The organism is Arthrobacter sp. SPT-J7 (assembly GCF_059089965.1).
In genome coordinates, this window is the sequence record NZ_JBNHFF010000011.1 from 1 (window position 1) to 23,499 (window position 23,499).

At 67.2% G+C, this 23,499-nt stretch carries 21 protein-coding genes; 5 read left to right on the plus strand and 16 right to left on the minus strand.

The window, feature by feature from the left end:
• Positions 1–151: 151 nt before the first annotated feature.
• From gdhA to AC5RWX_RS15825, 3 genes are all read right to left on the minus strand, one after another.
• Entirely contained in the window at positions 152–1,492 is a 1,341-nt protein-coding gene (gene gdhA / locus AC5RWX_RS15815; RefSeq protein WP_494097605.1) for an NADP-specific glutamate dehydrogenase, read from the minus strand.
• A 303-nt stretch (positions 1,493–1,795) separates the two neighbouring features.
• Positions 1,796–2,269 carry an ArsR/SmtB family transcription factor gene (locus AC5RWX_RS15820; protein ID WP_493939119.1) on the minus strand — a complete coding sequence of 158 codons (474 nt, stop codon included), beginning with the start codon at positions 2,267–2,269 and terminating at the stop codon, positions 1,796–1,798.
• A gap of 120 nt (positions 2,270–2,389) precedes the next feature.
• Complete coding sequence (locus AC5RWX_RS15825; protein WP_493939120.1) at positions 2,390–3,592, minus strand: acetoin utilization protein AcuC; 1,203 nt, start codon at positions 3,590–3,592, stop codon at positions 2,390–2,392.
• Positions 3,593–3,714: 122 nt separating this feature from the next.
• Between AC5RWX_RS15825 and AC5RWX_RS15830 the strand changes: the two genes are divergently transcribed.
• On the plus strand, positions 3,715–5,127 hold the full coding sequence (locus AC5RWX_RS15830; protein WP_493943739.1) for a TrkH family potassium uptake protein: 1,413 nt from the start codon (positions 3,715–3,717) through the stop codon (positions 5,125–5,127).
• Between the two features lie 40 nt (positions 5,128–5,167).
• Positions 5,168–5,806 carry a potassium channel family protein gene (locus tag AC5RWX_RS15835; protein WP_127512900.1) on the plus strand — a complete coding sequence of 213 codons (639 nt, stop codon included), beginning with the start codon at positions 5,168–5,170 and terminating at the stop codon, positions 5,804–5,806.
• 45 nt (positions 5,807–5,851) lie between these two features.
• Here AC5RWX_RS15835 and proC read toward each other — a convergent pair whose 3' ends face one another.
• The 5 genes from proC to AC5RWX_RS15860 all read right to left on the minus strand — a co-directional run bounded on the left by proC (position 5,852) and on the right by AC5RWX_RS15860 (position 13,491).
• Positions 5,852–6,712 (minus strand): pyrroline-5-carboxylate reductase, encoded by an 861-nt coding sequence (proC, locus tag AC5RWX_RS15840; protein ID WP_494097606.1) that lies wholly within the window; start codon positions 6,710–6,712, stop codon positions 5,852–5,854.
• 418 nt (positions 6,713–7,130) lie between these two features.
• The gene (locus AC5RWX_RS15845) at positions 7,131–8,168 is read right to left on the minus strand and encodes a Ppx/GppA phosphatase family protein (protein WP_493939123.1); all 1,038 of its coding nucleotides are present in this window, start codon (positions 8,166–8,168) and stop codon (positions 7,131–7,133) included.
• A gap of 84 nt (positions 8,169–8,252) precedes the next feature.
• Positions 8,253–10,973 carry a type I DNA topoisomerase gene (gene topA, locus AC5RWX_RS15850; RefSeq protein ID WP_493939124.1) on the minus strand — a complete coding sequence of 907 codons (2,721 nt, stop codon included), beginning with the start codon at positions 10,971–10,973 and terminating at the stop codon, positions 8,253–8,255.
• 177 nt (positions 10,974–11,150) lie between these two features.
• Positions 11,151–11,804, minus strand: a complete 654-nt coding sequence (locus tag AC5RWX_RS15855; RefSeq protein WP_493939125.1) for an ArsR/SmtB family transcription factor — start codon at positions 11,802–11,804, stop codon at positions 11,151–11,153.
• Positions 11,805–11,886: 82 nt separating this feature from the next.
• Entirely contained in the window at positions 11,887–13,491 is a 1,605-nt protein-coding gene (locus tag AC5RWX_RS15860) for a DUF7059 domain-containing protein (protein ID WP_493939126.1), read from the minus strand.
• Between the two features lie 137 nt (positions 13,492–13,628).
• Here AC5RWX_RS15860 and AC5RWX_RS15865 point away from each other — a divergent pair, with 137 nt between their 5' ends.
• Positions 13,629–14,207 (plus strand): GNAT family N-acetyltransferase, encoded by a 579-nt coding sequence (locus AC5RWX_RS15865; protein ID WP_493939127.1) that lies wholly within the window; start codon positions 13,629–13,631, stop codon positions 14,205–14,207.
• A gap of 51 nt (positions 14,208–14,258) precedes the next feature.
• Here the strand turns inward: AC5RWX_RS15865 and trhO are convergent, their stop codons facing one another.
• The gene (trhO, locus tag AC5RWX_RS15870) at positions 14,259–15,152 is read right to left on the minus strand and encodes an oxygen-dependent tRNA uridine(34) hydroxylase TrhO (protein ID WP_493939128.1); all 894 of its coding nucleotides are present in this window, start codon (positions 15,150–15,152) and stop codon (positions 14,259–14,261) included.
• Positions 15,153–15,274: 122 nt separating this feature from the next.
• Here trhO and AC5RWX_RS15875 point away from each other — a divergent pair, with 122 nt between their 5' ends.
• Both AC5RWX_RS15875 and AC5RWX_RS15880 read left to right on the plus strand, forming a co-directional pair.
• The gene (locus AC5RWX_RS15875) at positions 15,275–15,949 is read left to right on the plus strand and encodes a GNAT family N-acetyltransferase (protein ID WP_493939129.1); all 675 of its coding nucleotides are present in this window, start codon (positions 15,275–15,277) and stop codon (positions 15,947–15,949) included.
• Between the two features lie 115 nt (positions 15,950–16,064).
• Positions 16,065–18,419, plus strand: coding sequence for a DEAD/DEAH box helicase (locus AC5RWX_RS15880; RefSeq protein ID WP_493939130.1), 2,355 nt, complete (start codon positions 16,065–16,067; stop codon positions 18,417–18,419).
• Between the two features lie 62 nt (positions 18,420–18,481).
• Here the strand turns inward: AC5RWX_RS15880 and AC5RWX_RS15885 are convergent, their stop codons facing one another.
• From AC5RWX_RS15885 to ssd, 7 genes are all read right to left on the minus strand, one after another.
• Positions 18,482–18,925, minus strand: coding sequence for an Rv3654c family TadE-like protein (locus tag AC5RWX_RS15885; protein WP_493939131.1), 444 nt, complete (start codon positions 18,923–18,925; stop codon positions 18,482–18,484).
• Positions 18,915–19,355: a TadE family type IV pilus minor pilin gene (locus AC5RWX_RS15890; RefSeq protein WP_493939132.1), complete on the minus strand. Its 441-nt coding sequence runs from the start codon at positions 19,353–19,355 to the stop codon at positions 18,915–18,917. Before AC5RWX_RS15890 ends, AC5RWX_RS15885 begins: the two co-directional genes overlap by 11 nt.
• Positions 19,356–19,358: 3 nt before the next feature.
• Entirely contained in the window at positions 19,359–19,688 is a 330-nt protein-coding gene (locus AC5RWX_RS15895; protein WP_493956597.1) for a DUF4244 domain-containing protein, read from the minus strand.
• Positions 19,689–19,815: 127 nt separating this feature from the next.
• Entirely contained in the window at positions 19,816–20,370 is a 555-nt protein-coding gene (locus AC5RWX_RS15900; RefSeq protein WP_493939134.1) for a type II secretion system F family protein, read from the minus strand.
• Positions 20,367–20,837 (minus strand): hypothetical protein, encoded by a 471-nt coding sequence (locus tag AC5RWX_RS15905; RefSeq protein ID WP_493956598.1) that lies wholly within the window; start codon positions 20,835–20,837, stop codon positions 20,367–20,369. Before AC5RWX_RS15905 ends, AC5RWX_RS15900 begins: the two co-directional genes overlap by 4 nt.
• A 335-nt stretch (positions 20,838–21,172) precedes the next feature.
• Complete coding sequence (locus AC5RWX_RS15910) at positions 21,173–22,339, minus strand: TadA family conjugal transfer-associated ATPase (RefSeq protein WP_493939136.1); 1,167 nt, start codon at positions 22,337–22,339, stop codon at positions 21,173–21,175.
• Positions 22,336–23,442, minus strand: coding sequence for a septum site-determining protein Ssd (gene ssd, locus AC5RWX_RS15915; RefSeq protein ID WP_493939137.1), 1,107 nt, complete (start codon positions 23,440–23,442; stop codon positions 22,336–22,338). The genes AC5RWX_RS15910 and ssd overlap by 4 nt, the downstream gene beginning before the upstream one ends.
• Positions 23,443–23,499: the final 57 nt, after the last annotated feature.

Genomic DNA, 23,499 nt, shown 5'->3' on the forward strand with positions numbered 1-23,499 from the left:
AATACTTCCTCTGCCTCCGGGACGGATTCTCGCTTGAAGACGACACGGTCGTTGCAACTCCCAAAGTCGGGTGTTGCAACGACCGCTAGAACCCAAGCCGGAGGGGGCGGGCACCGTCGTCGTTAAGTGGCCTCTGCTTGGGTCAGCGGGCCTAGATGAGCCCCTGCGCCAGCATGGCGTCGGCAACCTTCTTAAAGCCGGAGATGTTGGCGCCGGCCACATAGTTGCCGGGCATGCCGTACTTATCGGCGGTCTCGGCGCAGCGGTCGTGGATGCCCACCATGATGTCGGTCAGGCGCTGTTCGGTGTACTCGAAGCTCCACGCGTCGCGGCTGGCATTCTGCTGCATCTCCAGCGCGGAGGTGGCCACGCCGCCGGCATTGGCTGCCTTGCCCGGACCGAACAGCACATTCGCCTCTTGGAAGATGGAGGCAGCCTCACTGGTGCAGGGCATGTTGGCCCCTTCGGCGACGGCGATCAGGCCGGCTTCCACCAGGCGGCGGGCGGCCTTGTCATCCAGTTCGTTTTGCGTCGCACAGGGCAGCGCCACGGTGCAGTTGACATCCCAGACATTGCCCTCGGACACGTAGCGGACGGACCCGCCGCGGCGCTCGGCGTAGTCGGAGATGCGGCCGCGCTCAACTTCCTTGATCTGGCGCAGCACTTCGACATCGATGCCGGCCTCGTCCACCACGTAGCCGCCGGAATCGGAAGCCGTGACCACCTTGGCACCGAGTTCCTGCGCCTTGTCGATGGCGTTGATCGCCACGTTGCCGGAACCGGAGATCACCACGCGCTGGCCGTCGAAGCTCTGGCCCCGGGTCTTGAGCATCTCCTGGGTGAACAGCACGGCGCCGTAGCCGGTGGCTTCGGGCCGGACCAGCGAGCCGCCCCAGCCGGTGCCCTTGCCGGTGAGGACGCCGGACTCGTAGCGGTTGGTGATGCGCTTGTACTGGCCGAACAGGTAGCCGATCTCGCGGGTGCCCACGCCCATGTCGCCGGCGGGAACGTCGGTGTATTCGCCGATGTGGCGGTACAGCTCGGTCATGAAGGACTGGCAGAAGCGCATCACTTCGTTGTCCGAACGGCCGCGCGGGTCGAAATCGGAGCCGCCCTTGCCGCCGCCGATCGGCATGCCGGTCAGGGCGTTCTTGAAGATCTGCTCGAAGCCCAGGAATTTGACGATGCCCAGGTATACCGACGGGTGGAAACGCAGCCCGCCCTTGTACGGGCCCAGCGCGGAGTTGAACTCGACGCGGAAGCCGCGGTTGATCTGGATGTTGCCGGCGTCGTCCATCCACGGGACCCGGAAGATGATCTGGCGCTCGGGCTCGCAGATGCGCTGCAAGATGGCGGCATCGGTGTATTCGGGGTGCCGGGCGGAGAGCGGCTGCAGGGTGTCAAAGACTTCGTTGACTGCCTGGTGGAATTCCGTTTCGCCTGGGTTGCGGCGGAAAACTTCGTCGCGGACTTCAAGCAGATGGGCATCCATGGGTGCGTCCCTTCCCTAGCTGACGTATTGGGGCACTCGACTTGCTTCAGGCCCTCACAAAGAGAACCACACGGAGGCGGGAACCAGGAAACACATTCTGACATATCGCCGAAGCGCCCCGTAACGCCCGACTGGGGGTGCGGCTGGCAGTTCCGGGACAAATACGCTGGCAGTTCCGCGCCCCGCCGCCACTCGCGTGAGACGAAACAGGCCGATTGTCATGCCCCAGTGGACGAGAGCTGCGTAGACCCAATGTGCCAGTGATCACTGGACATCGGCCTTGCCCGGCGGAACGGGGCCGGCTCAGCCGCGGCGTCGGCGCGGCAGTTTGGGCAGGTGCGCAAAAAGGTCCGCAGCCTTGGTTGTTGCCTTGTTGGCGGCTTGGCCGAGCGACCGGCTGAGGTTGGCTGGGACCGGGACCTCCAGGCTGCGCCCCGACACTGCGTGGCCCGGCTCTTGAGGAGCAACGACGGCGGCCGCCACCGCTGGTGCCACCGGTTCGGCCGCCGGCAGCACATCGACTCCGAAACCGACGATCCATTCGGCCACATCCTGCAGCGGCCCGGTTCGCAGCGAGTAGTAACGCTTCTGCCCCTGCGCGCGCATCGACACCAGGCCGGCCTCGCGCAGCACCTTCAGATGCTTGGATACGGTCGGCTGGCTGACTTCAAGCTCTTCAACCAGCTCGCCGACCGCTTTATCTCCGCTGCGAAGCGAACCCAGTATGTCTCGGCGCGTACCTTCAGCAATTACTGCAAAGACGTCATCGATGGCCATTCCATTACCCTAATCGCATATATGCCCGGCAGGCACCCCTGGCGGCTGTCTGGAAGGCGGGAGCGGCGAAATCGTTACACCAAGCGGTCGGAGCAGCGCCGTGCCCTGTGAGGGAACAGCTCAGTCGAACCAGGGATCGAGGCCGTGGTACGGGAAGATTTCCTTGCGGGTCGCCATCACGGTGCGGTCCACGCTGTCGTTCGGGTCATAGCCAACTTCCCACGAACGCCACCACAGGTCCGCGTCGTCGCCCATATAAAGCGGCGCCTGCTGGCCGTACCGGACTTCCACGTACTCGTGCCAGGACTGCGGCACCTCGCTGTGCAACGGGATGGCCCGGCCGGAAACAATGGCCAGCATGTGTGTCCAGGACCGCGGGACCACGTTAAAGACGTCGTAGCCGCCGCCGCCGGTGGCAATCCACCGGTCACCGGTGACTTCGCGGGCCAGATCGGCCAGGTCCAGCATCATTTGCCGTTGGGCGTCGACGCTCAGGCGCAGGCTGCTCAGCATGTCGCGGGCGTGGTTGTCGCACCCATGCTGGCTGATGATCACTTCGGGTGCGAAGGCCCTGACCAGTTGCGGGACCACCGCATGGAAGGCGCGCAGGAAGGCTGCATCACCGGTCCGGGGCGGAAGGGACACGTTCACCGAGCTGCCCAGCGCCTCCGGGCCACCACTTTCGTTGGCAAAACCCGTTCCGGGGAACAGGTGGGTGCCGGTCTCGTGCAGGGAGATGGTCAGCACCCGCGGGTCGTTGTAGAAGATCGACTGCACGCCATCGCCGTGGTGGGCGTCGACGTCCACGTAGGCAACCCGCTGCACGCCGCCGTCCAGTAGGTGCTGGATGGCCACCGCGCAGTCGTTGTAAATGCAAAAGCCGCTCGCCTTGCCGCGCGCCGCATGGTGCATACCGCCGGCAAAGTTGACCGCATGGAGCGCCGACCCATCCAAAATGGCGGCCGCCGACTGCAGCGAGGCTCCCGCAATCCGGGCGCTGGCGGCATGCATGCCCGGAAACACCGGGTCATCGTCGGTGCCCAGCCCCCGCTCTTCGTCCACCGCCGTCGGGTCGTCGCTGACCGCTTTTACCGCGGCAACATAGGCCGGGTCGTGCACGGTTTCCAACTCGGCGTCGCCGGCGATTTCGGCCGCTGCCAGGGTGACGTTCGGCCGGTGGAAGATGGCGTATTCGTCAGCCAGCCGGGCGGTCAGCTCCAACCGGACCGGCGACATGGGATGGTGTGTCCCGAAGTTGTAAGCCAGGAGGGATTCGCTCCACACCGCCAGAGTGGGAACCGCGGGAACTGGGGTAGCTGACATCACAGACAGGCTACGCGAAACAGCTGCCCGGCACGCAGTCGTCCCGCGCCTGCCCGGTTAAATGATGATTTACTACTGCAAGGAACAAAGCAGCGATTCGGAGCCGGACAGAAGCGATCGGGATGACCAGACAGCAGCCCTCGTGGCTGGCCGAGCGGGAGCACGGGCGATTCTGGCTCCTGCGCACGCTCCGTGACTTCGTCGACAGCGTTGCCAACAGCTCACCGGCGCGGCTGGCCCTGATCGTCTATGTGGCCGTGATCCTCATCTTCACCGGGCTGCTGTCCTTGCCCGCCGCCTCCCGGGACGGGCAAATCACCCCTCTGTACGATGCCTTCTTCACCGCGGTTTCCGCTGTCTGTGTCACCGGGCTGACGGTGGTCTCCACCGCTGTGCACTGGACTTTCCTGGGCCAGGCCGTGATCCTGCTGGCCATTTTCATCGGCGGTTTGGGCACACTGACGTTGGCCTCGCTGCTGGCACTCATGGTGAGCAAGCGGCTGGGTGTGCGCGGCAAACTGATCGCCCAGTCCGCCATGAGCAACGCCGGGCGGCTCGGCGAGGTCGGCACGTTGCTGCGGATTGTGATCACCACCTCGGTGATCATCGAGGTGATTCTGGCCCTGATCCTGTTCCCCCGCTTCCTGATGCTTGGCGAATCCTTTCCCCAAGCCGTCTGGCACGGCATTTTCTACGCCATTTCGTCCTTCAACAATGCCGGTTTCACGCCGCATTCCGACGGTTTGGTTCCCTATGAATCCGACCCGTGGATCCTGCTCCCGCTGATGGCCGGAGGGTTTTTCGGCAGTCTCGGCTTCCCTGTGGTGATGGTGCTGCTGGAGCGCGGCTGGCGTTTCAGTAAGTGGAACCTGCATACCAAGCTCACCGTGGAGGTGTCGCTGCTCCTGCTGGTGGTCGGCGCCCTGGTGTGGGGGGCCCTGGAATGGAACAACCCCAAGACCATTGGCGGCATGGGCGATGGGGAGAAGATCCTCCAAGCGTCGTTCGCCTCCGTCATGACCCGCTCGCTCGGCTTCAATCTGGTGGATATGAACAACCTGGAGCCGACCACCATGCTGTTCTCCGACGCCCTGATGTTCGCCGGCGGCGGTTCCGCGTCGACCGCCGGCGGCATCAAGGTCACGACCATCGCCATCGTGTTCCTGGCCATCGTCGCGGAGGCCCGCGGCGACCGGGATGTGAAGATCCACGGCCGGACCATCCCGGAAGGCGCCATGCGGGTCGCCATCTCGGTGATCGTCATGGGTGCCACGTTCGTGGCCGGAGCGGCCGGACTGCTGCTGGCCCTCACCGGCGACAGCCTGGACCGGGTGCTGTTCGAAGTCATCTCCGCGTTCGCCACCTGCGGCCTGAGCACCGGGCTGAGTGCCGAGCTGCCGCCGGAAGGCAAATACGTGCTCTGCGCACTGATGTTCGCGGGCCGCGTCGGCACCATCACGCTGGCCGCGGCGCTGGCGCTGCGCGAACGGCGCCAACTGTTCCACTACCCAGAAGAGAGGCCCATCATTGGCTGACAAGTCCGCATCGTACAAACGCCCCGCCCACAACGCGCCCGTGCTGGTCGTCGGACTGGGCCGCTTCGGCGCGTCCACCGCTGAACAGCTGGTGCGGCAGGGCCGCGAGGTGCTGGCGATCGAACGTGACCCGGCCCTGGTGCAAAAGTGGTCGGGGCAGCTGACCCACGTGGTGGAGGCGGACGCCACGAACATCGACGCGCTGCGCCAGCTCGGCGCCCAGGAGTTCAGCGCTGCTGTGGTCGGAGTCGGCACGTCGATCGAATCCTCGGTGCTGATCACCGTGAACCTGGTGGACCTGGGCATTGAACATCTTTGGGTCAAGGCCATCACGCCGTCGCACGGCAAAATCCTCTCCCGCATCGGCGCCAACCACGTGATCTACCCGGAGGCCGACGCCGGCCGACGCGCCGCCCACCTGGTGGGCGGCCGGATGCTGGACTTCATCGAGTTCGACGACGGTTTCGCCATCGTGAAGATGTACCCGCCGAAGGAAACCCAGGGCTTCACGCTGGGTGAGTCACAGGTGCGCTCCAAGTACGGCGTCACGGTGGTGGGGGTGAAGTCTCCGGGCGAAGACTTTACCTATGCGCGGCCGGAAACCAAGGTGTCCAGCCGGGACATGCTGATTGTCTCCGGCCACGTGGACCTGCTGGAGCGCTTCGCCGCCCGTCCCTAACGCGGCCGCGGACCGGCCGGCTGGCTGGCTGACAGCTGAGGCAGTTCAGGCCAGTTCGCGGGACAGCTCGGCCGCCCGTTCCGCAGCGGCCGCCGCGCCACGCGCAATGATCTTTGGCAACCCGGCCTCTTCGAAAGCGGCGATGGCCCGCTCGGTGGTGCCGTTGGGACTGGTGACATTGCGGCGCAGGAGCGCAGGGTCGGCGTCCGGCTCCGCCAACATGATGCCTGCCCCGGCCACCGTTTCGCGGGCCAGCGTCATGGACAGCTCCGGCTCCAGGCCCAGCTCCACCCCGGCAGCGGCCATTGCCTCGGCCAGGTAAAACGCGTAGGCGGGGCCGGACCCGCTGACCGCGGACACCGCGTCCAGTTGGTCCTCCGGAACGACGACGACGGTGCCGGCTCCGGCGAACACCTCACGGGCGGCGTTGAGCTGGGAATCGGTCACCTGGCTGCCGGCGGAGATGCCGACGGCCCCGCGGCGGACCTTGAGCGGTGTGTTGGGCATGCTGCGGACCAGCGGCTGGCCTTCCGGCAGTGCCGCTTCCATGGTGGCAATAGTGACTGCCGCCGCCACGGAGACCACCACCGTCGTCGGAGCCAGGGACGGGCCAATGCTGCGGCACATATCAGCAATACCGACCGGCTTGACGCCCAGTACCGCGACGTCGGCGCCTTGCACAGCGGTGGCGTTGGCTGCGGCGTCGTCGTGTTCCGCCAGCACCGTCAGGCCCGGATAGCGGTTACGCAGCTCCTCCGCGCGCTCGCTGCGGCGTACCGTTGCCGTCACGTTCTCCGCCGGTGTCCCGGAAGCGAGCAGGCCCACCAGGATGGCTTCACTCATGGAGCCGCACCCCAGGAAGGCGGTGCGGCGGGTGGAGGGAGTTCCAGAGGCTTCAGCAGTCATGTCTGCCATTGAATCACGCGGACCCGCACGGGCCGCACCGGGCGGTTACGCCTGGCTTCGGGCGACTGGCGGTCAGCCAAACAACTCACAGCTGCTTTTCAGGTAGTTAAGGGGGTTATCTCAACTTCGCCCTCTAATGTCTATAAGACCTCATCAAGGTGCGAGTGATGATGGACCGGATCTGCTGGTCCGGTCCGGGCGCCGGCGAACAGCGGTTGACTCCCCCAACCGACCGCAGTGTTCGCCGGCGCCGCCATTTAAGCCGCGTACTCTCTCCGTGTTCCCCCGTTGAGCCTCGCCCACGGCCGCGCTATGGCAGACCCGCCGCCGGCAAAAGCGGGCTGACGTCGCTTGGGTGGCTCCACCCCGCGCTTCACCCGCCGGGTCTACCCGCCTGTTTTTTCACCCGCCTGTTTTTTCACCCGCCGGCAGGGCCGAAGTGGCTTCCCACCGTCTCGATAGCCGGGGCCGGCTCCACCGCCTTTTGCACCAGCATGGTGCCCACCGGGCTGACCGGCGCTTCACTATCGAAGAGCAGGTGGTCGAACCGTTTGAGGATCAGGCCTTCGCGCAGCGCCCAAGGGCAGATCTGCAACGTCTCGATCCGGAACATTTCCATGGCAGCTTCGGCAACCATCGCACCCGCCAGCAGCTGCGGCGCCCGTACCACCGAAACGCCGGGCAGATTCACCCGGTCGCTGACCGGCATGGCAGCCAGCCTTCGGGCCCACAGGGACAGGTCGATCCGGTGCAGTTCGCGCCGTACATAGGGACCGGCCGCCGAGGGCGCGGCTCCAGCGATCCTGGCCAGCGAGCGGAAGGTCTTGGATGTTCCCACCACCATGTCCGGGCGGCCCAAGGCGGCGAACTCCGCCACGGCGGGAGCCAAGGTGTCACGAATGTGGCCATGCAGCGCCTTGATGCTCTTCACGCTCGGCGGGTCCTCGGGCAGCCACTGCCTGGTCAGCCGGCCCGCTCCCAGCGGAACAGACACGGCCAGATCGGGCTGTTCGTCATGTCCCATCGCCATTTCGAAGGAGCCGCCGCCAATATCCAGGTCCAAAACGGTGCCCGAACCCCAGCCGTACCAGCGGCGAACCGCCACCAGAGTCATGCCGGCCTCTTCCGGGCCGGTCAGCTCCTGCAGCGTGACATTGGCTTCCGCCTTGACCCGGTCCAGCACGGCCCGGCCGTTGCCGGCCTCGCGGATGGCCGATGTGCAGAAGGCCAGCATGTCTTCGGCGCGGTGCTGCCCGGCGAAGCGCCAGGCCTCCCGCACGAACCCGATGAGTTCCTGCTGGCCTTCCTCCGTGATGTTGCCGTCGGCGTCCAAGTAAGCCACCAAGGACAGCGGCCGCTTGTGCGACGCGAAGGGCACCGGGCGGGCGCCGGGGTGCGCATCCACCAACAGCAAATGCACGGTGTTGGAACCGATGTCGAGAACGCCCAAACGCATTCTCATATTATGCAGCGCCCTCGCCCCGGCGCCGCAAATCGGACCCCGCTCCGGCAGCCCAGGCTGCCGGAGCGTGCGGACGGGCTACTTCTTGGCCGTTGCCTTGCGCCGGGCAGGTTTCTTGGCGGGGCCCTTTGCCGGTCCCTTGGCCCGCTTCTCCGCGAGCAGTTCCACGGCCTGCTCGCGCGTCAGCTCCTCCAGGCTGGTGGAACGCGGCACCGTAATGTTCGTGACGCCGTCGGTAATGTATGGACCGAACCGGCCGTCCTTGACCACGATGTTCTTCTCCGACACCGGGTCCACGCCGAACTCGGCCAGCGGTGCAGCGGCAGTACGGCCCCCACGGGTCTTCGGCTGCGAGTAAATCTCCAGCGCCTGCTCCAGCGTGATGGTGAAAATTTCCTCTTCCGAACCGATGGACCGCGAATCCGTCCCCTTCTTCAGGTACGGGCCGAAGCGGCCGTTCTGCACGGTGATCTCGGCGCCCTCGGCATCGGTACCGAGCACACGCGGCAGGCTCAGCAGCTTCAGCGCATCCTCGAGGGTCACCGTATCCACGCTCATCGACTTGAACAGGGACCCGGTGCGCGGCTTGACCTTGGCAGGTTTCTTCGGCGGCTTGGGCTTGCCGTTCTTGTAGTACTCCACCGGCTGCGTGGCCAGTTCCTCTGCCGTCGGCTCGTGGATCACTTCGGTGACGTAGGCGCCGTACCGGCCTTCCTTGGCCACAATGGTCCGGCCCGTCTCCGGATCCTTGCCGAGCTCACGCTCGCCCGGGCCTTGGGTTTCCATCAGCTCGACGGCTTTCTCCGCCGTCAGCTCGTCCGGGGCCAAGTCGTCGGGGACGTTGGCACGCTGCGGCTCTTCGCCTTCGCCGTTGCCGTTTCGTTCCAGATAGGGGCCGAATTTGCCCACGCGCAGGGTGATGCCATCGGCTATGTCGATGGAGTTGATCTGCCGGGGATCGATCTCGCCCAGGTCGTTGACCACGGTGTTCAGACCGGTTTCCTTGCGGTCCCCGTAGTAGAAGCCGGAGAGCCATTCGGTCCGGTCGGCCTCGCCGCGGGCAATCCGGTCCAGATCCTCTTCCAGCTCGGCCGTGAAGTCATAATCCACGTAGTCGCTGAAATGTTCCTCCAGTAGCCGGACCACGGAGAACGCGATCCAGCTCGGCACCAGGGCGGAACCGCGGGTACGCACATAGCCTCGGTCCATGATGGTGGAAATGGTGGCGGCGTAGGTGGACGGACGCCCGATGCCGCGGTCTTCCAGCGTCTTGATCAGCGACGCTTCGGTGTAGCGCGGCGGCGCGGAGGTCTCATGTCCGACGGCGTCGACCGCCTGGGCGTCCAAGCCGTCGCCTTGGGCCAGGTTCGGCAAGCGGCCGCCGCTGGCGTCGTCGTCCTCCTCCCGGCCGGCGTCCTTGCCCTCCTCATAGGCGGCGAGGAAGCCGGGGAACGTGATCACGGTGCCGGATGCGGTGAATTCGGCGTCCCGACCGTCAGCGGCGGTGGCCCCCAGCCGCACCGTCGACGTCGAGCCCTTGGCGTCGGTCATCTGCGAAGCGACCGTGCGCTTCCAGACCAGCTCGTAGAGCCGGTACTCGTCGCTGGACAGCTGGCTGCGGACCTGCCCTGGTGTCCGGAACGAATCACCGGCGGGCCGGATGGCTTCGTGCGCTTCCTGGGCGTTCTTGTCCTTGCCCTGGTACACCCGGCGGGAATCCGGAACGTACTCCGGCCCGTACAGCTCCGAAGCCTGCCGGCGGGCGGCATTGACCGCCTGGTCACTTAGCGCCGGCGAGTCGGTACGCATATACGTGATGTAGCCGTTTTCATACAGCTTCTGCGCCACCTGCATGGTTGAGCGGGCGGAGAACCGGAGCTTGCGGGCCGCTTCCTGCTGCAGGGTGGAGGTGGTGAACGGGGCGGCCGGGCGGCGGGTGTAGGGCTTGTTCTCCACGGCGCGGACGGAGAACTCGGCGCTGCGCAGCGAGTCCGCCAAGGCGGTGGCGGCGGCCTCGTCCAGGTGGACGGCCGTGCGGGCCTTCAGCCGGCCCAGATCGTCGAAATCCTTGCCGACGGCAACGCGGCTGCCGTCGACGGCCACCAGCTTGGCTTTAAAGGCCGAGCCCTTGGAAGTGTCCTCGGGCTGGACCGTGGCCAGGAGATCCCAGTAGGAGGCCGCACGGAAAGCCATCCGCTCACGTTCGCGCTCCACCACCAGCCGGGTAGCCACCGACTGCACGCGCCCCGCGGACAGGCCCGCCTTGACCTTGCGCCAGAGCACCGGCGAGAGCTCATAGCCGAACAACCGGTCCACGATCCGGCGGGTTTCCTGCGCGTCCACCAGGTCAGTGTCGACCTCGCGGACCTCGGTCAGGGCGCGCTGCAGGGCTTCCCGGGTGATCTCGCTGAAGGTCATCCGGTGTACCGGCACCTTGGGCTTGAGCACCTGGAGCAAGTGCCACGCGATGGCTTCGCCCTCGCGATCACCGTCAGTTGCCAGATAGAGCTCGTCGGCGTCCTTGAGCATTGATTTGAGCTCGGACACCTTCTTCTTCTTGTCCGGCGATACCACGTAATAGGGCTCGAAGTTGTGCTCGATGTCCACTGCAAACTTGCCCACGGACGTCTTTTTCAGTTCAGCAGGCAGGTCGGAGGGCTGGGGCAGATCACGAATGTGACCCATGGATGCTGTGACCTCAAAGCCCTCACCGAGGTATCCGGCAATGGTTTTGCCCTTGGCGGGAGACTCGACGATGACGAGTTTCTTGCCGGTTTTTTCGCGGGCCTTGGCTGGCACTGTGCTCCTACGTAGAAAAAGATGTTGATGCGCTTGTAAGTACGTCCTCCAACCCGGCGGGGTGGAGGACCGTCAGCACTAGGTTAGCCGCAACAGTACCGCGAACCAGAACGCGCCGTTTGGAGCAGCGGTTGGCTCCGCGGTGGCCGGAAGGCCGGCCGCGGGCCCGCCGAAGGCCTAGTCGTTGTCGATGTCGCCGGGCAGGAAGGAGAAGACGTAATACAGTTTCTCCGCCCCTTCTCCCCTGTTCTCCGGGTTGGTGGTCGGGCTGAATTCCAGCAGGATCTCGCCGATCCTTCGGCCGAGGTCCTTGCGCTGTTCCTCGGTTAAATAGAACCGTCCCGTGCTGAGTGCAGCCAGGTGTCCTTCCTGCCGCCAGGTGTCCGGATCCGGTGCTTGCTTGTCCCGTTTGACGTATTTGGACAGACGTTCGCGCAGGTCGTTCAGTTCCACGTCCACCACACCAAGGGTGGCCGCGCGGCTGTCCGCCACGCTGGTCACGTCAAGGCGCCCCGCAGCCGCCTGCCAGTGCCGCTCCCGGCCGTCACCCTGGTTGGCACACCGCTTGACGAATCCCCACTTCTCCAAAGCGCGCAGGTGGTAGCTCATCGCGCTGGGCGTCAACCCGTGCCGCTGGGCCAACTCGGTGGCGGTGGCCGGCTGCTGTGTATCGAAGAGCTCTTCGATGACTTTCAGGCGCACGTTGTGGGCCAGTGCCCGGATGGCCCGGGCATCGGAGATGTTGACCCTGTCCCCGGCTGCCGGCTCCCGCTGGGGGTCCGCTGCGGCAGCAGCCGCCCGGCCGGTCGTCGAGGTTGAACCCTTAGTCATGATCAGTAAGTGTAATGCCGCTCACCGCTGCTGGCGCGGTGTTCGCCATTCCCACAGGCAGCACTCAGGAAACGATCTGACCCTACTGGCTGGTAGGTACCAGGAAGCCATCGGCCACCAGGTTCCGCACCTCCGCGGACAGCTGCCGGCGGAAGTCGGGGTCGGGGCGGTCCAGCAGCGACGCCAAGGCGCCGATGATCTGGTCCACGTCCAGTTCACCGTCACTGGCAGAAACGAATCCCGCCAGTTCGGTGCTCATCAGGTTGGTCCGGCGCAGTCCCGCGCCCTGGCGCAACAAGATGACTCCGGGATGTTCAGCTCCGGGCCGCTGGTGCCGCTCCTCGGTCACGTCCCCGGCCACCTGCAGATGCTGGCGGCCGAAGTCCGCGGCGTGGGCGGCCAGCCAGTCGGAGCGCTCGACCGCTGCTGCCACGTGCGGCCCGATGGGTTGCTCGATCGGGTAAGTGATCTCTTCGAACCGACGCAGCGGCTCCACGGCCGTCTCACCGGGGCCGGTTACGGCACGGCGCAGCCACACCATGCCGAAACCAACGGCCTGCACCGCACGGGACTCGAAGTCCTCAAGGTAGGCGGCGTAGGCCGACGCGAACAGCGCCGGGTCGCGGTTCTCCGAAGCGTCCTGCAGCCAGGTTTCCGCATACTGCGCCGGGCTGAGCTGTTCGCGCTGGATCACCCAGGCGTCGGTGTCCGGCGACAGCCATTGCTCAAGCCGGGCATGCCAGCTGGCCGCCTCGTCGGGGATTTCCCAGTTGCCCAGCAGCTGGGCTACCCCGCCGTCGGCCAGCACGGATGGGAGCGTGCGGAAGAGGGCGCCCACAATGTCGTCTCCGGGCAGCCCGCCGTCGCGGTAGGTGAACTGCTCGTCGGCGCGTTCCGCCGGCCGCCGCGGCGTGATCACGAACGGCGGATTGGACACCACCAGGTCAAAACGTTCCCCCGCTACCGGCTCCAACAGGTTGCCCAGCCTCAGGCTGACCCGCGCCGACAGTCGGTCCGGATCCAGCCTGAGGGCACCGGCATTGAGCACCAGATTGAACCGGGTGAACGCCAGCGCCCGTTCCGAAATGTCGGTCGCCGTGACGTACCGGCAGTGCCCGAGCAGGTGGAACAACTGGATGCCGCAGCCGGTTCCGAGGTCCAGCGCCCGCTCCGCTTCTGTCCGGACGGTCAGCTGGGCCAAGGTCAGCGAGGCTTGGCCGATGCCCAGCACATGGTCGCGCCGGAGGACGCCGGGCCTCTGGTGCGCGCCCAGATCGCTGGCCACCCACAGTTCGGTGCCGCCAAAGGCGTACGGACGGAGGTCGACGGCGGCACGCAACCCACCGCCGTCGTGCTCCACCAGACCCAGCGCGGCCAGTCCGTCCAGGCCTGTTCGCGGGAACGCCGGCGCCAGTTGCTCCGGCTCCACGGTGCGGCCCAACAGCCAGAAACGCACGACGGCGGCCAACCGGTTGTGTGCCGGATCCTCCAGCAGTCGGGCGGTCGCCAGCACGGCCGGGACCAGCTGGTCACGGTCGAAGGCCGCCCAGGCCTGTGCTCCCAGCAGTGCCGCCACCCCATCCACGCTGTAGTCCAGGGCGGTCAGGTCGGCGGCCAGGTCCGCCAGCAGCTGCGGGTTGTTGCTGGCCGGAGCGCCGGGCACATCGGAGAAATCTGCAAAGTCCACGCGCCAAGTCTAGTAAGCCGGCCGGTTTCCCTGCCGTTCACCTGGTGGATGCGTCCGAACCCTGGCGGCGCGCCGGCGGCCGCAGGCGACGGCTGTCCGGTGAGCCCGGCACGGCGGCCCGGTGGTTAAATGACTGCATGCTCGTCACCACCACCCACCTTGAACAAACCGATCCCGGCCAGCTGGTTCCCGGGTCCCGCCCGCTGCCGGACGATGCCGCCGTGGTGCGGGTGAGCCATATCAGCCCGGAATTCAGCAAATTTCTCTACCGGAGCGTAGGTAGCAGCTGGAACTGGTCCGACCGGCTGGTGCTCACCCGCAGCGAGTGGGAGCAGGTGGTCCGCACCGCCGGCTCGGAAACCTGGGTGCTCTACACCGGCGGCGCGCCGGCCGGCTACGTGGAACTGCTGGGCCGCCCCGCCGAGGCGGGCACAGACGTCGAAATCATGTACTTCGGACTGTTCCCCGAGGCGATCGGCCGCGGTTTGGGCGGCGCGCTGCTGGCCGAGGGCATCCGGCAGGCATGGCACTTGGACGGACGCTGGAACGGGTTCCCGCCGGTGCGGCGGGTCTGGGTGCACACCTGTTCGTTGGACGGCCCGACGGCAGTTGCCAACTACCAGGCGCGCGGCATGAGCGTGTTCAAGACGGAGGCTGAGGAGATTGAGCCGCAGGATGCAGCCGCCGGACTGTGGCCGGAAACCGCGGCCGTGTGAACCTGCGCTCTGCCCGAGTCCCAAATCAGCTATGCCGGGGCGGTCGGGTGGCTAGGCCGCGCAGCCGTCCGGGCAGCGCAGCGTCTGCGGATCCGCTGCACACGCGGAGCAGTACAGGGTCAGCTGCCGGCATTCCGCATTGGAACAGTTCTCGAATTTGCTGGTCGGCGCCTGGCAGCGGACACATGCTCCGATGGTTTTGGCGTCCGGCGTGAACTCGAGGTGCATGCGCTGGTCAAAGACGTAGAGCGACCCCTCCCACAGCCCCGCATCGCCGAAGGTCTCCCCGTAGCGGACAATTCCGCCGTCGAGTTGGTAAACCTCTTGGAAGCCCCGGTTAACCATCAGGGATGAGAGGACTTCGCAGCGGATCCCGCCGGTGCAGTAGGTGACCACCGGCTTGTCCTTGAGGTCGTCGTATTTGCCCGAGTCCAGTTCCTTGATGAAATCGTGGGTGGTGGCCACGTCCGGAACAATGGCGTCTTTGAACTTGCCGATCTGCGCCTCGAAGGCGTTGCGGCCGTCGAAGAAGACCACGTCGTCGCCGGTTGCCTTCTTGGCATCGATGAGCTGGTGCAGTTCCTCCGGTCGCAGGTGCTTGCCGCCGCCGACCACGCCGTCCTTGTCCACTTTGAGCTCGCCCGGGGCGCCGAAGGAGACGATCTCGTCGCGGACCTTGACGCTCAGGCGTGGGAAGTCCTCAGCCCCGCCCTCCGACCATTTCACGTCCAGGCTGCGGAACGCAGAGTGTTCGCGCGTTGTTTTCACATACTGTTTTACCGCGTTCAGTTCGCCGCCGACGGTGCCGTTAATACCGTCCTTGGAGATCAGGATCCGGCCGCGCAGGCCGAGTTTCTCGCACAGCGCGCGCTGCCACAGCCGGACGGCGTCCGGGTCCGGCAGCGGGGTGAAAGCGTAATAGAGCACAATCCGGTTCAAAGCCACCCATCAAGATTACGCGGTGGTCAGGGACCCAAATTTGCGCGCCGGCAGGTAATTGGAGATTGTGACAGTGTTGTCATCACCAACAGGTGCCGCCCGCGGCCGCTGTTGGGTACAGTCCTGCTATGGGCAACGATTACACGACTGACGTTCCGGACGATGTCCTTTCCGTCTGGGTTGCCGGCTGGTCAGCCTGCCGGGGTTACTCCTCCGAAGAGGCTGCCGGCCACCCTGCCGTGCTGCTGGCCGACAAGACCGGAGACTGGGAATACTTTGCGTTTGAGCCCGGCGATGAAGAATTCGCCGCGGTGGCCCGCGACACCACCGCATCCCCGGGACGGATTTTCACGGTCCTGACCCGCGACGCACAGCGGATCCACCAACTGGCGCCGCAGCACGGCCTGCGCGTGCACCACAATGCCCAGTCGCTGATGGTCACGGACATGTCCGGACAGGACGCCGAGGATCCGTGGTACCGCGACGCCGATTTCAAAACCGAGCTGGAAAAAACGGGCAACGTCCACCGCGTCCGCGTGGTGCATGAAGGCAACGAGGCGGCACACGGCGTGGTCGCCGTCGTCGACAATTTCGCGGTCTTCGATCACATTGAAACCGACATCAATTACCGCCGCCGCGGATTGGCCACGCACGTGATGCGCGCACTGATCGCCTCCACCTTCGAACATATGGTGGATACCGGCCTGCTGATCGCCTCGCACGACGGCCAGATGCTCTACAACCACTTGGGCTGGGACACCGTCTGCGACGTGATGATCCTCAAGCCCGCCACGAAGAGCTGACTCCTTCCGGCTGCTGCGGGCGTCCGACCTGACGCACCGCTGCTGCCGTCCCGGGCCGTCCCGGGGCTGCCGTCGCGTGTGCGACGTTGCCCCGGGGTGATGACACAATATTCGGGTGGCCCTGCACGACTCCTTGATCCCGCTGCTCGGTTCCGGTCCGGAGCCCGAGCAACTGGTGCACGTCCGCGAACTGCCGGCTAGGGAAGCCGTGGTCGAGCCTTGGCCGGAGTGGGTCCACGACGATGTGCGCGCCGCCTACGCCATGCTCGGCGTGCACCAGCCGTGGCGCCACCAGGTGCAGGCGGCCGAGAGCGCCCACGACGGGCGACACACCATCATTGCCACCGGCACCGCCTCCGGAAAATCTCTCGCCTACCAGGTGCCGGCGCTGGATGCGATCCACAGGACTGCGCTGGCAGACGCCGTGAGCCTGGAACCCAGCGGCGCCGTGGCCCTGTATCTGGCCCCCACCAAGGCACTGGCCGCCGACCAGTTGGCAGCCATCAAGTCGCTGAAGCTGCCCACCGTGAGGGCGGAAACCTACGACGGCGACACCGACCCCGGTGCCCGCCGCTGGATCCGGGACCATGCGAACTTCGTCCTGGCCAACCCGGACATGCTGCATTTCGGCATCCTTCCCAACCATGCCTGGTGGGCGCGGTTCTTCCGCCGGCTGCGCTACGTGATCATCGACGAAGCGCACAGCTACCGCGGCGTCTTCGGCTCGAATGTGGCCAACCTGATGCGTCGGCTGCGCCGGATCTGCGCCAGCTATGGTGCCGACCCAGTGTTCATCGGAGCGTCGGCCACTTCCGCCGACCCCGGCACCTCGTTTGGACGGCTGATCGGCGTCGACGCCGAGGCCGTCACCGAAGACTGCTCGCCGCACGGCTCCACAACGGTGGCCTTCTGGGAGCCCCAGCTCACAGAGCTTAAGGGCGAGAACGGAGCCAAAGAACGGCGCACCGTGGTTGCCGAGACGTCCGACTTGATGGCCAATCTGGTCTCCGCGCAGGTCCGCACCATCGCTTTCATCAAGTCCCGCCGGGGCGCCGAGACGATTTCTTCGATTACCAAGCGGCTGCTGGACGACGTCCATCCCTCGCTGCCCGGCCGGGTCGCGGCGTACCGCTCCGGCTACCTGCCGGAGGAACGACGCGAACTGGAAGCCAAGCTCAGGTCCGGGCAATTGTTGGGCGTATCCAGCACGTCGGCGCTGGAACTTGGCATCGACATTTCCGGACTGGATGCCGTATTGGTCGCGGGCTGGCCCGGAACCCGCGCCTCGCTGTTCCAGCAGATCGGCCGTGCCGGCAGGTCCGGCCAGGACGCGCTCGCGGCGTTCGTGGCCAGCGACGATCCGCTGGACACGTACCTGGTGCACCACCCGGAAGCGGTCTTCGACGTCTCGGTGGAAGCCACCGTCTTCGACCCCTCGAATCCCTACGTCTTGGGCCCGCACCTGTGCGCGGCTGCCCAGGAGCTTCCGTTGACCCCGGCGGACATTGGCCTGTTCGGTGCGGCTGCCCCCGCCCTGCTGGACCGGCTGACGACCGAGGGCTACCTCCGCCGCCGGCCCGCCGGTTGGTACTGGACCCATCCGGAAAGCGCCGCCGCCATGGTCAATTTGCGGGCCGACGGCGGTGGACCGATCAGCATTGTCGAGTCGGAATCCGGCACGTTGCTGGGGACGATGGACTCGCCCCAGTCGCACTATCAGGCCCACAACGGTGCCGTGTATGTCCACCAGGGAACGACCTATGTGGTGGATGAACTCAACGAGCAGGACCACTGTGCGATGGTGAGCCGCGCCAATCCGGACTATTACACGCAGGCCCGCGACATCACGCAGATTGAAGTGCTCGGAGCCGAACGGACCGAGGACTGGGGTGAGGTCCAGGCCTGCTTCGGCGACGTCAAGGTCACCACGAAGGTCATCTCCTTCCAGCGCAAAGCATTCATTTCCAATGAGATCCTGGGCGAAGAACCGCTGGATCTGGGTGCCCGGGAGCTGTTCACCAAGGCCGTGTGGTTCACCATCGGCGAGCAGCAGTTGGCCTCCGCCGGCTTGGTCGCCGCCCGCGTTCCCGGCGCCCTGCATGCCGCCGAACATGCCGGCATCGGACTGCTGCCGCTGGTGGCCTCCAGCGACCGGTGGGACATCGGCGGAGTGTCGACGGCCCTGCATGCCGACACCGGCAAGCCGACTATTTTCGTCTACGACGGTCATCCCGGTGGCGCAGGGTTCGCCGAACGCGGCTTCGAGGCGGCGCGGACGTGGCTGGCGGCCACCCGGGACGCCATCCGTTCCTGCGAATGTGACACCGGCTGCCCGTCGTGCGTGCAGTCGCCGAAATGCGGCAACAAGAACAATCCGCTGGACAAGCCCGGCGCGGTCACGCTGATCGAGGCGCTGCTCTCCCACGCCGGCCCGTCCCCGGCCCAACGGCACCAGGCAACGGCGGTGTAGCAGGCGGCGCTGCCGCAGGCCGGACTGCGGCAGCTGCGGGCCGCCCGCCGCCCGCCGCTTGTCTACTTCCCGGGCGGCGGCCCCGCCCGTGCCCGGCCTTCGGCATGCCTCCACTCCCCGTTAAGCCATCCAAAGACCTCGGGCAGCGCAGTCCGGGAACGGACATCGACCACTACGCCGCCGGGCCCCGACCGGCTGCATGCAGACAACTCGGCGCCCTGCTTGCCCGCTACTTCCGCGGCAAGGCTGCAGGGGTCGCCGGCCAACAACCCGCGGGCTGCATCGGCGCCGGCCAGGGCCGCCAGATCGGCTGCTTTGCCGGCCCGCGCCGATGCCAAGCCCGCCTGCAACACCGAGGTGACCACGGCGAGCATCAGGCACAGCAGCAGCACGAGTCCCACGGCGAGGACCGTCCCGGCCCCGCTGTCCTTGACCTGCGGCGAGGGTGCGGTGGCAACCGGACGGCGCAATGCTGGTCGGGACGACGGTGGCTGGCTATCTGCCACCGCTGCCTCCCGCCGGATCCACCGGCCCGCCGCCAGGCTCGGCCGGGCCGGTGGCTTCCGCGCTCAGCGTCCAGCCGCCGAACTCCGGCCAGGGGCCGGGCACCGACGCCGTCACCCGGACGGAAATCCAGCCGCCGCTGCTGTCCGCCGCCACCGCAGCTCCCTCCCCGGCGATTGACCGAACGGTGTATGCGGCTGCCGCCTTCGTCTCGCCGCGCCCCAGTTGGCGGACCGCCGCCTGCGCCGCCTTCTCCAGATTCAGCTGGGCAGCCCCGGCCGCCGCCCCCGCCAACAGGAACGCCAGCACGACGACAACTGCCGGCAGGGCGACGGCGAATTCGGCCGTGACGCTGCCGCGTTCACCGGTGCACCGACCGCCGGCGGTCCGGCCGCACCACCGGTGACAGACGGGTCTGCAGCGGCTCCGCATCTGTCAGACCGCCGTGAGGGCCAGTTCCACCAGGCCCGTGAGCATGCCGCGGACTTCTCCGCTGCGCAAAATCAGGACCAAGAGACCGGCGAACGCGACGGCGGCCAGTGTTGCGATCGCGTACTCGGCGGTAGCCATCCCGGCTTCGGAACCGCCCAGCTGGCGCCAAATCTTCCTGGCCCGCCCGTTGCGTCTGCCGCCCGGGAATGCAATCACCTCCGCCAAACGCCCGGTTTCATCCTGTTCGGCCTCGGGTCCTTCCGCCGGCGCCGGGTCCAGCGGCAACCGGTTCGGTGCTGTCCGGTCCCGCCAATGTGCCAGTGACAATGACATGTTTTCCTCCTGGGTGTGACCGCCGGGTTGCGGTTATTCGAGCTTCGCGGAGAACGCCGCCATCCCGGCAGGGCTCGTGTGCTGCTGGTGCACAACCTGCGGTCCCTGCTGCACTGTGGAGGAATGCTTACAACCGGGGGACGAGGGCGATCAGTACCGGCACAACACCCAGCGCGATGAAGGAGGGAAGCGCGCACAGGCCCAGCGGGAGGACAAGCTTGGTGCCGAGCGCGGCCGCCCGCTGCTGGTCTTCCTGTCGCCGGCGCCGGCGCAGCTGGTCGGCCTGGGCGAAGAGCACTACCGCAGACGGAGCGCCCGTAGCGGCACCGAAGCGTAACGAGTCGCGGAGCAGGTCCAGCCCGCTTCCGCGGTCGCCGAGCGCCCAGGCCTCCTGCCACTCCACGCCCAGCAGTAGTGCCGAAGCGACTCGTTGCAAAGCCGTTTGCTGGGGTCCTCGAGCGCTGGCAGCAAGGGCAGCCACCGCGTGCGGCAGGGACAGGCCGGCGGCCAGCATGGCTCCCAGCAAGTCCAAATGCAGGGCCGGATCCGCTTCATCCGCACCGCCACTCCCCCGCTCGCTGCCCGTGGCCTGCCCGCCAGCGGTTGGACCATCCCCGGACAGCCCCGGCCACAGCAGCAAGGTGGCGCCGAAGAGCAGGACGCCCGTCAGGACCGGGATCACAAGGCATCCGGTCCGGCGGCCCGCCGGACAAGCTCGCGCGACCAGAGGCGTGCGCCGACCATCAGCGCTGCTCCGATCGCGAGGACCGGCCACCCCGATGCCGACAGCAGCAGCGTGCCGATGGGATCGGCTCCCATGGCTGTTCCAAGGCCAAGTCCCAGCAGCGGCAGCCAGGCGAGCAGGGCGGCCGTCGCCTTCGGTCCCGCCAGCGCAGTATGACGGGCCGCCCTGCCATCGAGCCGATCCTGCAGGTGCCGCGCATAATTTTCCAGCAGCAGCGCCAGGGGCGCCCCGGTTTTTTCGGAAACCTCCCAACAGGAGGCGAGGTCCTGCCACATGCGTTGTGCCGCGGCGGCGGCAACGTCCACCCGCCTGCCGCCGGCGGCCGGCTGTTGCCGGCGCAGAACAGGTCCGATGCCCAGTCCCAGTTCCGCAGCTTGGGCCGCCGCGCGAAGTTTGGGCAGCAAGAGCGCGGATTCTCCCGTCGGCGCCCCGGGTGCTGTCCCCCTCCGGTCTGGCTTTCGGCTGCCCTGTGGCTCGCTGCCAGGCGGTCCCGGTGCAGCGTAGACGGCGAGCATGTCCGGCCATAGTTGCGCCGGGGCGCGCCCCGCGCGCAGCAGCGCGGCCAACTGCCGGACGAACAGCGGCAACTGGTCCAATGGAGCCGCGGTGGCTTGCCGTCTCCTGCGGTTGCTGAATTGCCTGTACCGGAAGCCTCCCTCCGTGTCCGCTGGGCCGGGCTGCCTCCACGGCAACAACAGCAAGCAGGCGGTCGCGATCAGCAGGAAGACAACGAGCCCAGTCACGGAAACAACCGCCCGCGGAGTTCGTCCCAGCCAGGGCCATGCCGGACGCTGTCGCCGTCGGCAGCCAATGCCGTGATGGTGCGCAAACGGCCGGCATCGGTGGCTTGCAGCAAGCAGACTTCCTGCACGCAACGCCCTGCATCGGTCCGCTGCATCGAGATCACCAGGTCCAGTGCGTTTGCGGCCTGCAGCGCAATCGAGTCGGCGTTCATGCCTGCGAGCGCGCCCATGGCGGCCAGCCGTGCCGGCACGGCAGCCGCAGCATTCGCGTGGATGGTGCCCCCGGCGCCGGCGTGACCGGTATTCATCGCGGCCAGGAACTCCCGCACTTCCGCCCCACGGCACTCTCCGACCACCAGCCGGTCCGGGCGCATCCGCAGGGCCTGCCGGACCAGCTCCGCCATGCCGACCGCCCCGGTGCCCTCCACATTGCTGGTCCGGCTCTGCAAACCCACAACATGCGGATGGGCCGGATTCAGTTCGGCTGCATCCTCGACCAAAACCATCCGTTCCTGAAGAGAAACCGTCCCCAGCATTGCCGCGAGCAACGTGGTCTTGCCGGATCCGGTTGCTCCACAGATCAGGAAATTCAGCCGCCGGAGCACAATGGCTTCAAGGTAAGGCTGCCACTGTGGGGCGGCGACGAGCAGTTCCGAAAGTGTGAAGCGGCGGGGCCGGTGGAGACGGATCGACAGCAGTGTGCCGCCGGTGGAAACCGGCGGCAGCACGGCATGGACCCGATAGCCCGCAAGATGTACGTCCACGCACGGATTCCCGTCGTCGAGCCTGCGTCCGCCGGCCGCAACCAGACGTGCGGCCAGGGCCCGCACATCGGCATCGCTGCCAAAGGCGACCTTGGTCCGACGCAGGCCTCCCTCGCCGTCGGTCCAGACGTCGTGCGGGCCGTTCACCAGAATGTCCGTCACCCGGGCGTCGGCCAGCTGCTGTAGTGGCCCCAGCCCGCGCAGCTCCGCGGACAGTGCATCGACCGCCTGCAGAGTACCGGCTGTTCCCAACAGCCGCCCGCTCGACTGGACCGCCGCTGCCAGTCGCACCCCTGTCACCGGCGACGGGTCCGACAACACGGCACTGCGGAAGGGCGCCACGCTGATTCCGCGGGCCTCCGCCGGCGCAGCCCGGCGCCCCCGGCCAGCGCCAGTCACGGCAGTCTCCCCGGAGGAGCTCCGTCATCCAGCCGGTCCAGCACGCCGGCACATAGCGAGCGGATCCGCCGGTTCGACCCCAGCTCCAGCAGCCTGCCGTCGCGCTGGGCGGCCGGAACCGCCCGTAGATGCGGCAGATACCCGGCCAGCGGCACGCCCAGCCCCTCGGCGATCAGCTGCTCGTCCGTGCTGGCAGGCAGCGGCCCTCTAACCACCACGCTTACGTTGGCACCGCTGTCGGCTGCAGCGGCCGCCGCAGCCACCGCGGCCCGGCGGAAGCGGCCATCTGCCCTGGTCAACAGGACGACGTCGTCCGCCAGCAGCCCGACGCCGGGAGCGGTCCCCAGCCGTCCGGCGTCGACCAGCACCAAACCAAAAGCGCCGGCGGCAGCTGACATGACCGCAGCCGCCGCGTCGTCCGCCGGCATCTCCGGCAGGATTGCTTCCCCCGCCCCGGGCCAGGACAGCAGGGAGAAGCCGGCTATGGCCGGCAGCGATGCCGCCAGCTGCACCGGGTTCACCGTTCCCTGCGCTTCGGTCAGATCAGGCCAAACCAGCCCCGGGACGTCGGCGGCGCCTAGGGCCGACGAAAGCCCTCCGCCCAACGGGTCACCATCCACCAGCACCGTGGCTGTTCCAGCACGCGATGCCGCGCCGGCCAGCCACCCGGCCAGCGCCGAAGTCCCCACTCCGCCACTGGCGCCGTGCACGGCAACCACCTTTCCCGCAGTCTCACGCCGCCAGGTCCGGCTCAAGTATTCAGCCAGCCACGCCGCCCCGTCGGGCAGCACGGCCACCCGGCCGGCAGCCGTCGAAGCCGCCAAGTCCCAGAGAGCCGGCGCCTCATCGGAAAAGCCGACCACGATGATCTCCGCGGTGGACCGCGGCACCCGGGCGTACCCGGTTCCCAACAGCACCGGGGCAGCTCCGGCCGAGGCCACGGGCGCTCCCGTCGGGCCGTCGGGGCGGAGTGCCAGCCCTGCCGCCGCAGCAATCCGGGCGACTTCATCGCGCAGCCGGTCAGTGCCGCCGAGGAGCACAACGTCGCTCGCTTCCGCCGGTCTCCAAGGCGCACGTTCCTTGACCGTTTGGTGTCTTGGCATGATCCGATCGTCCCGTGGGTCCGGCCGCTGCCGGCCCATAGTGCCGGCGGATGTGTA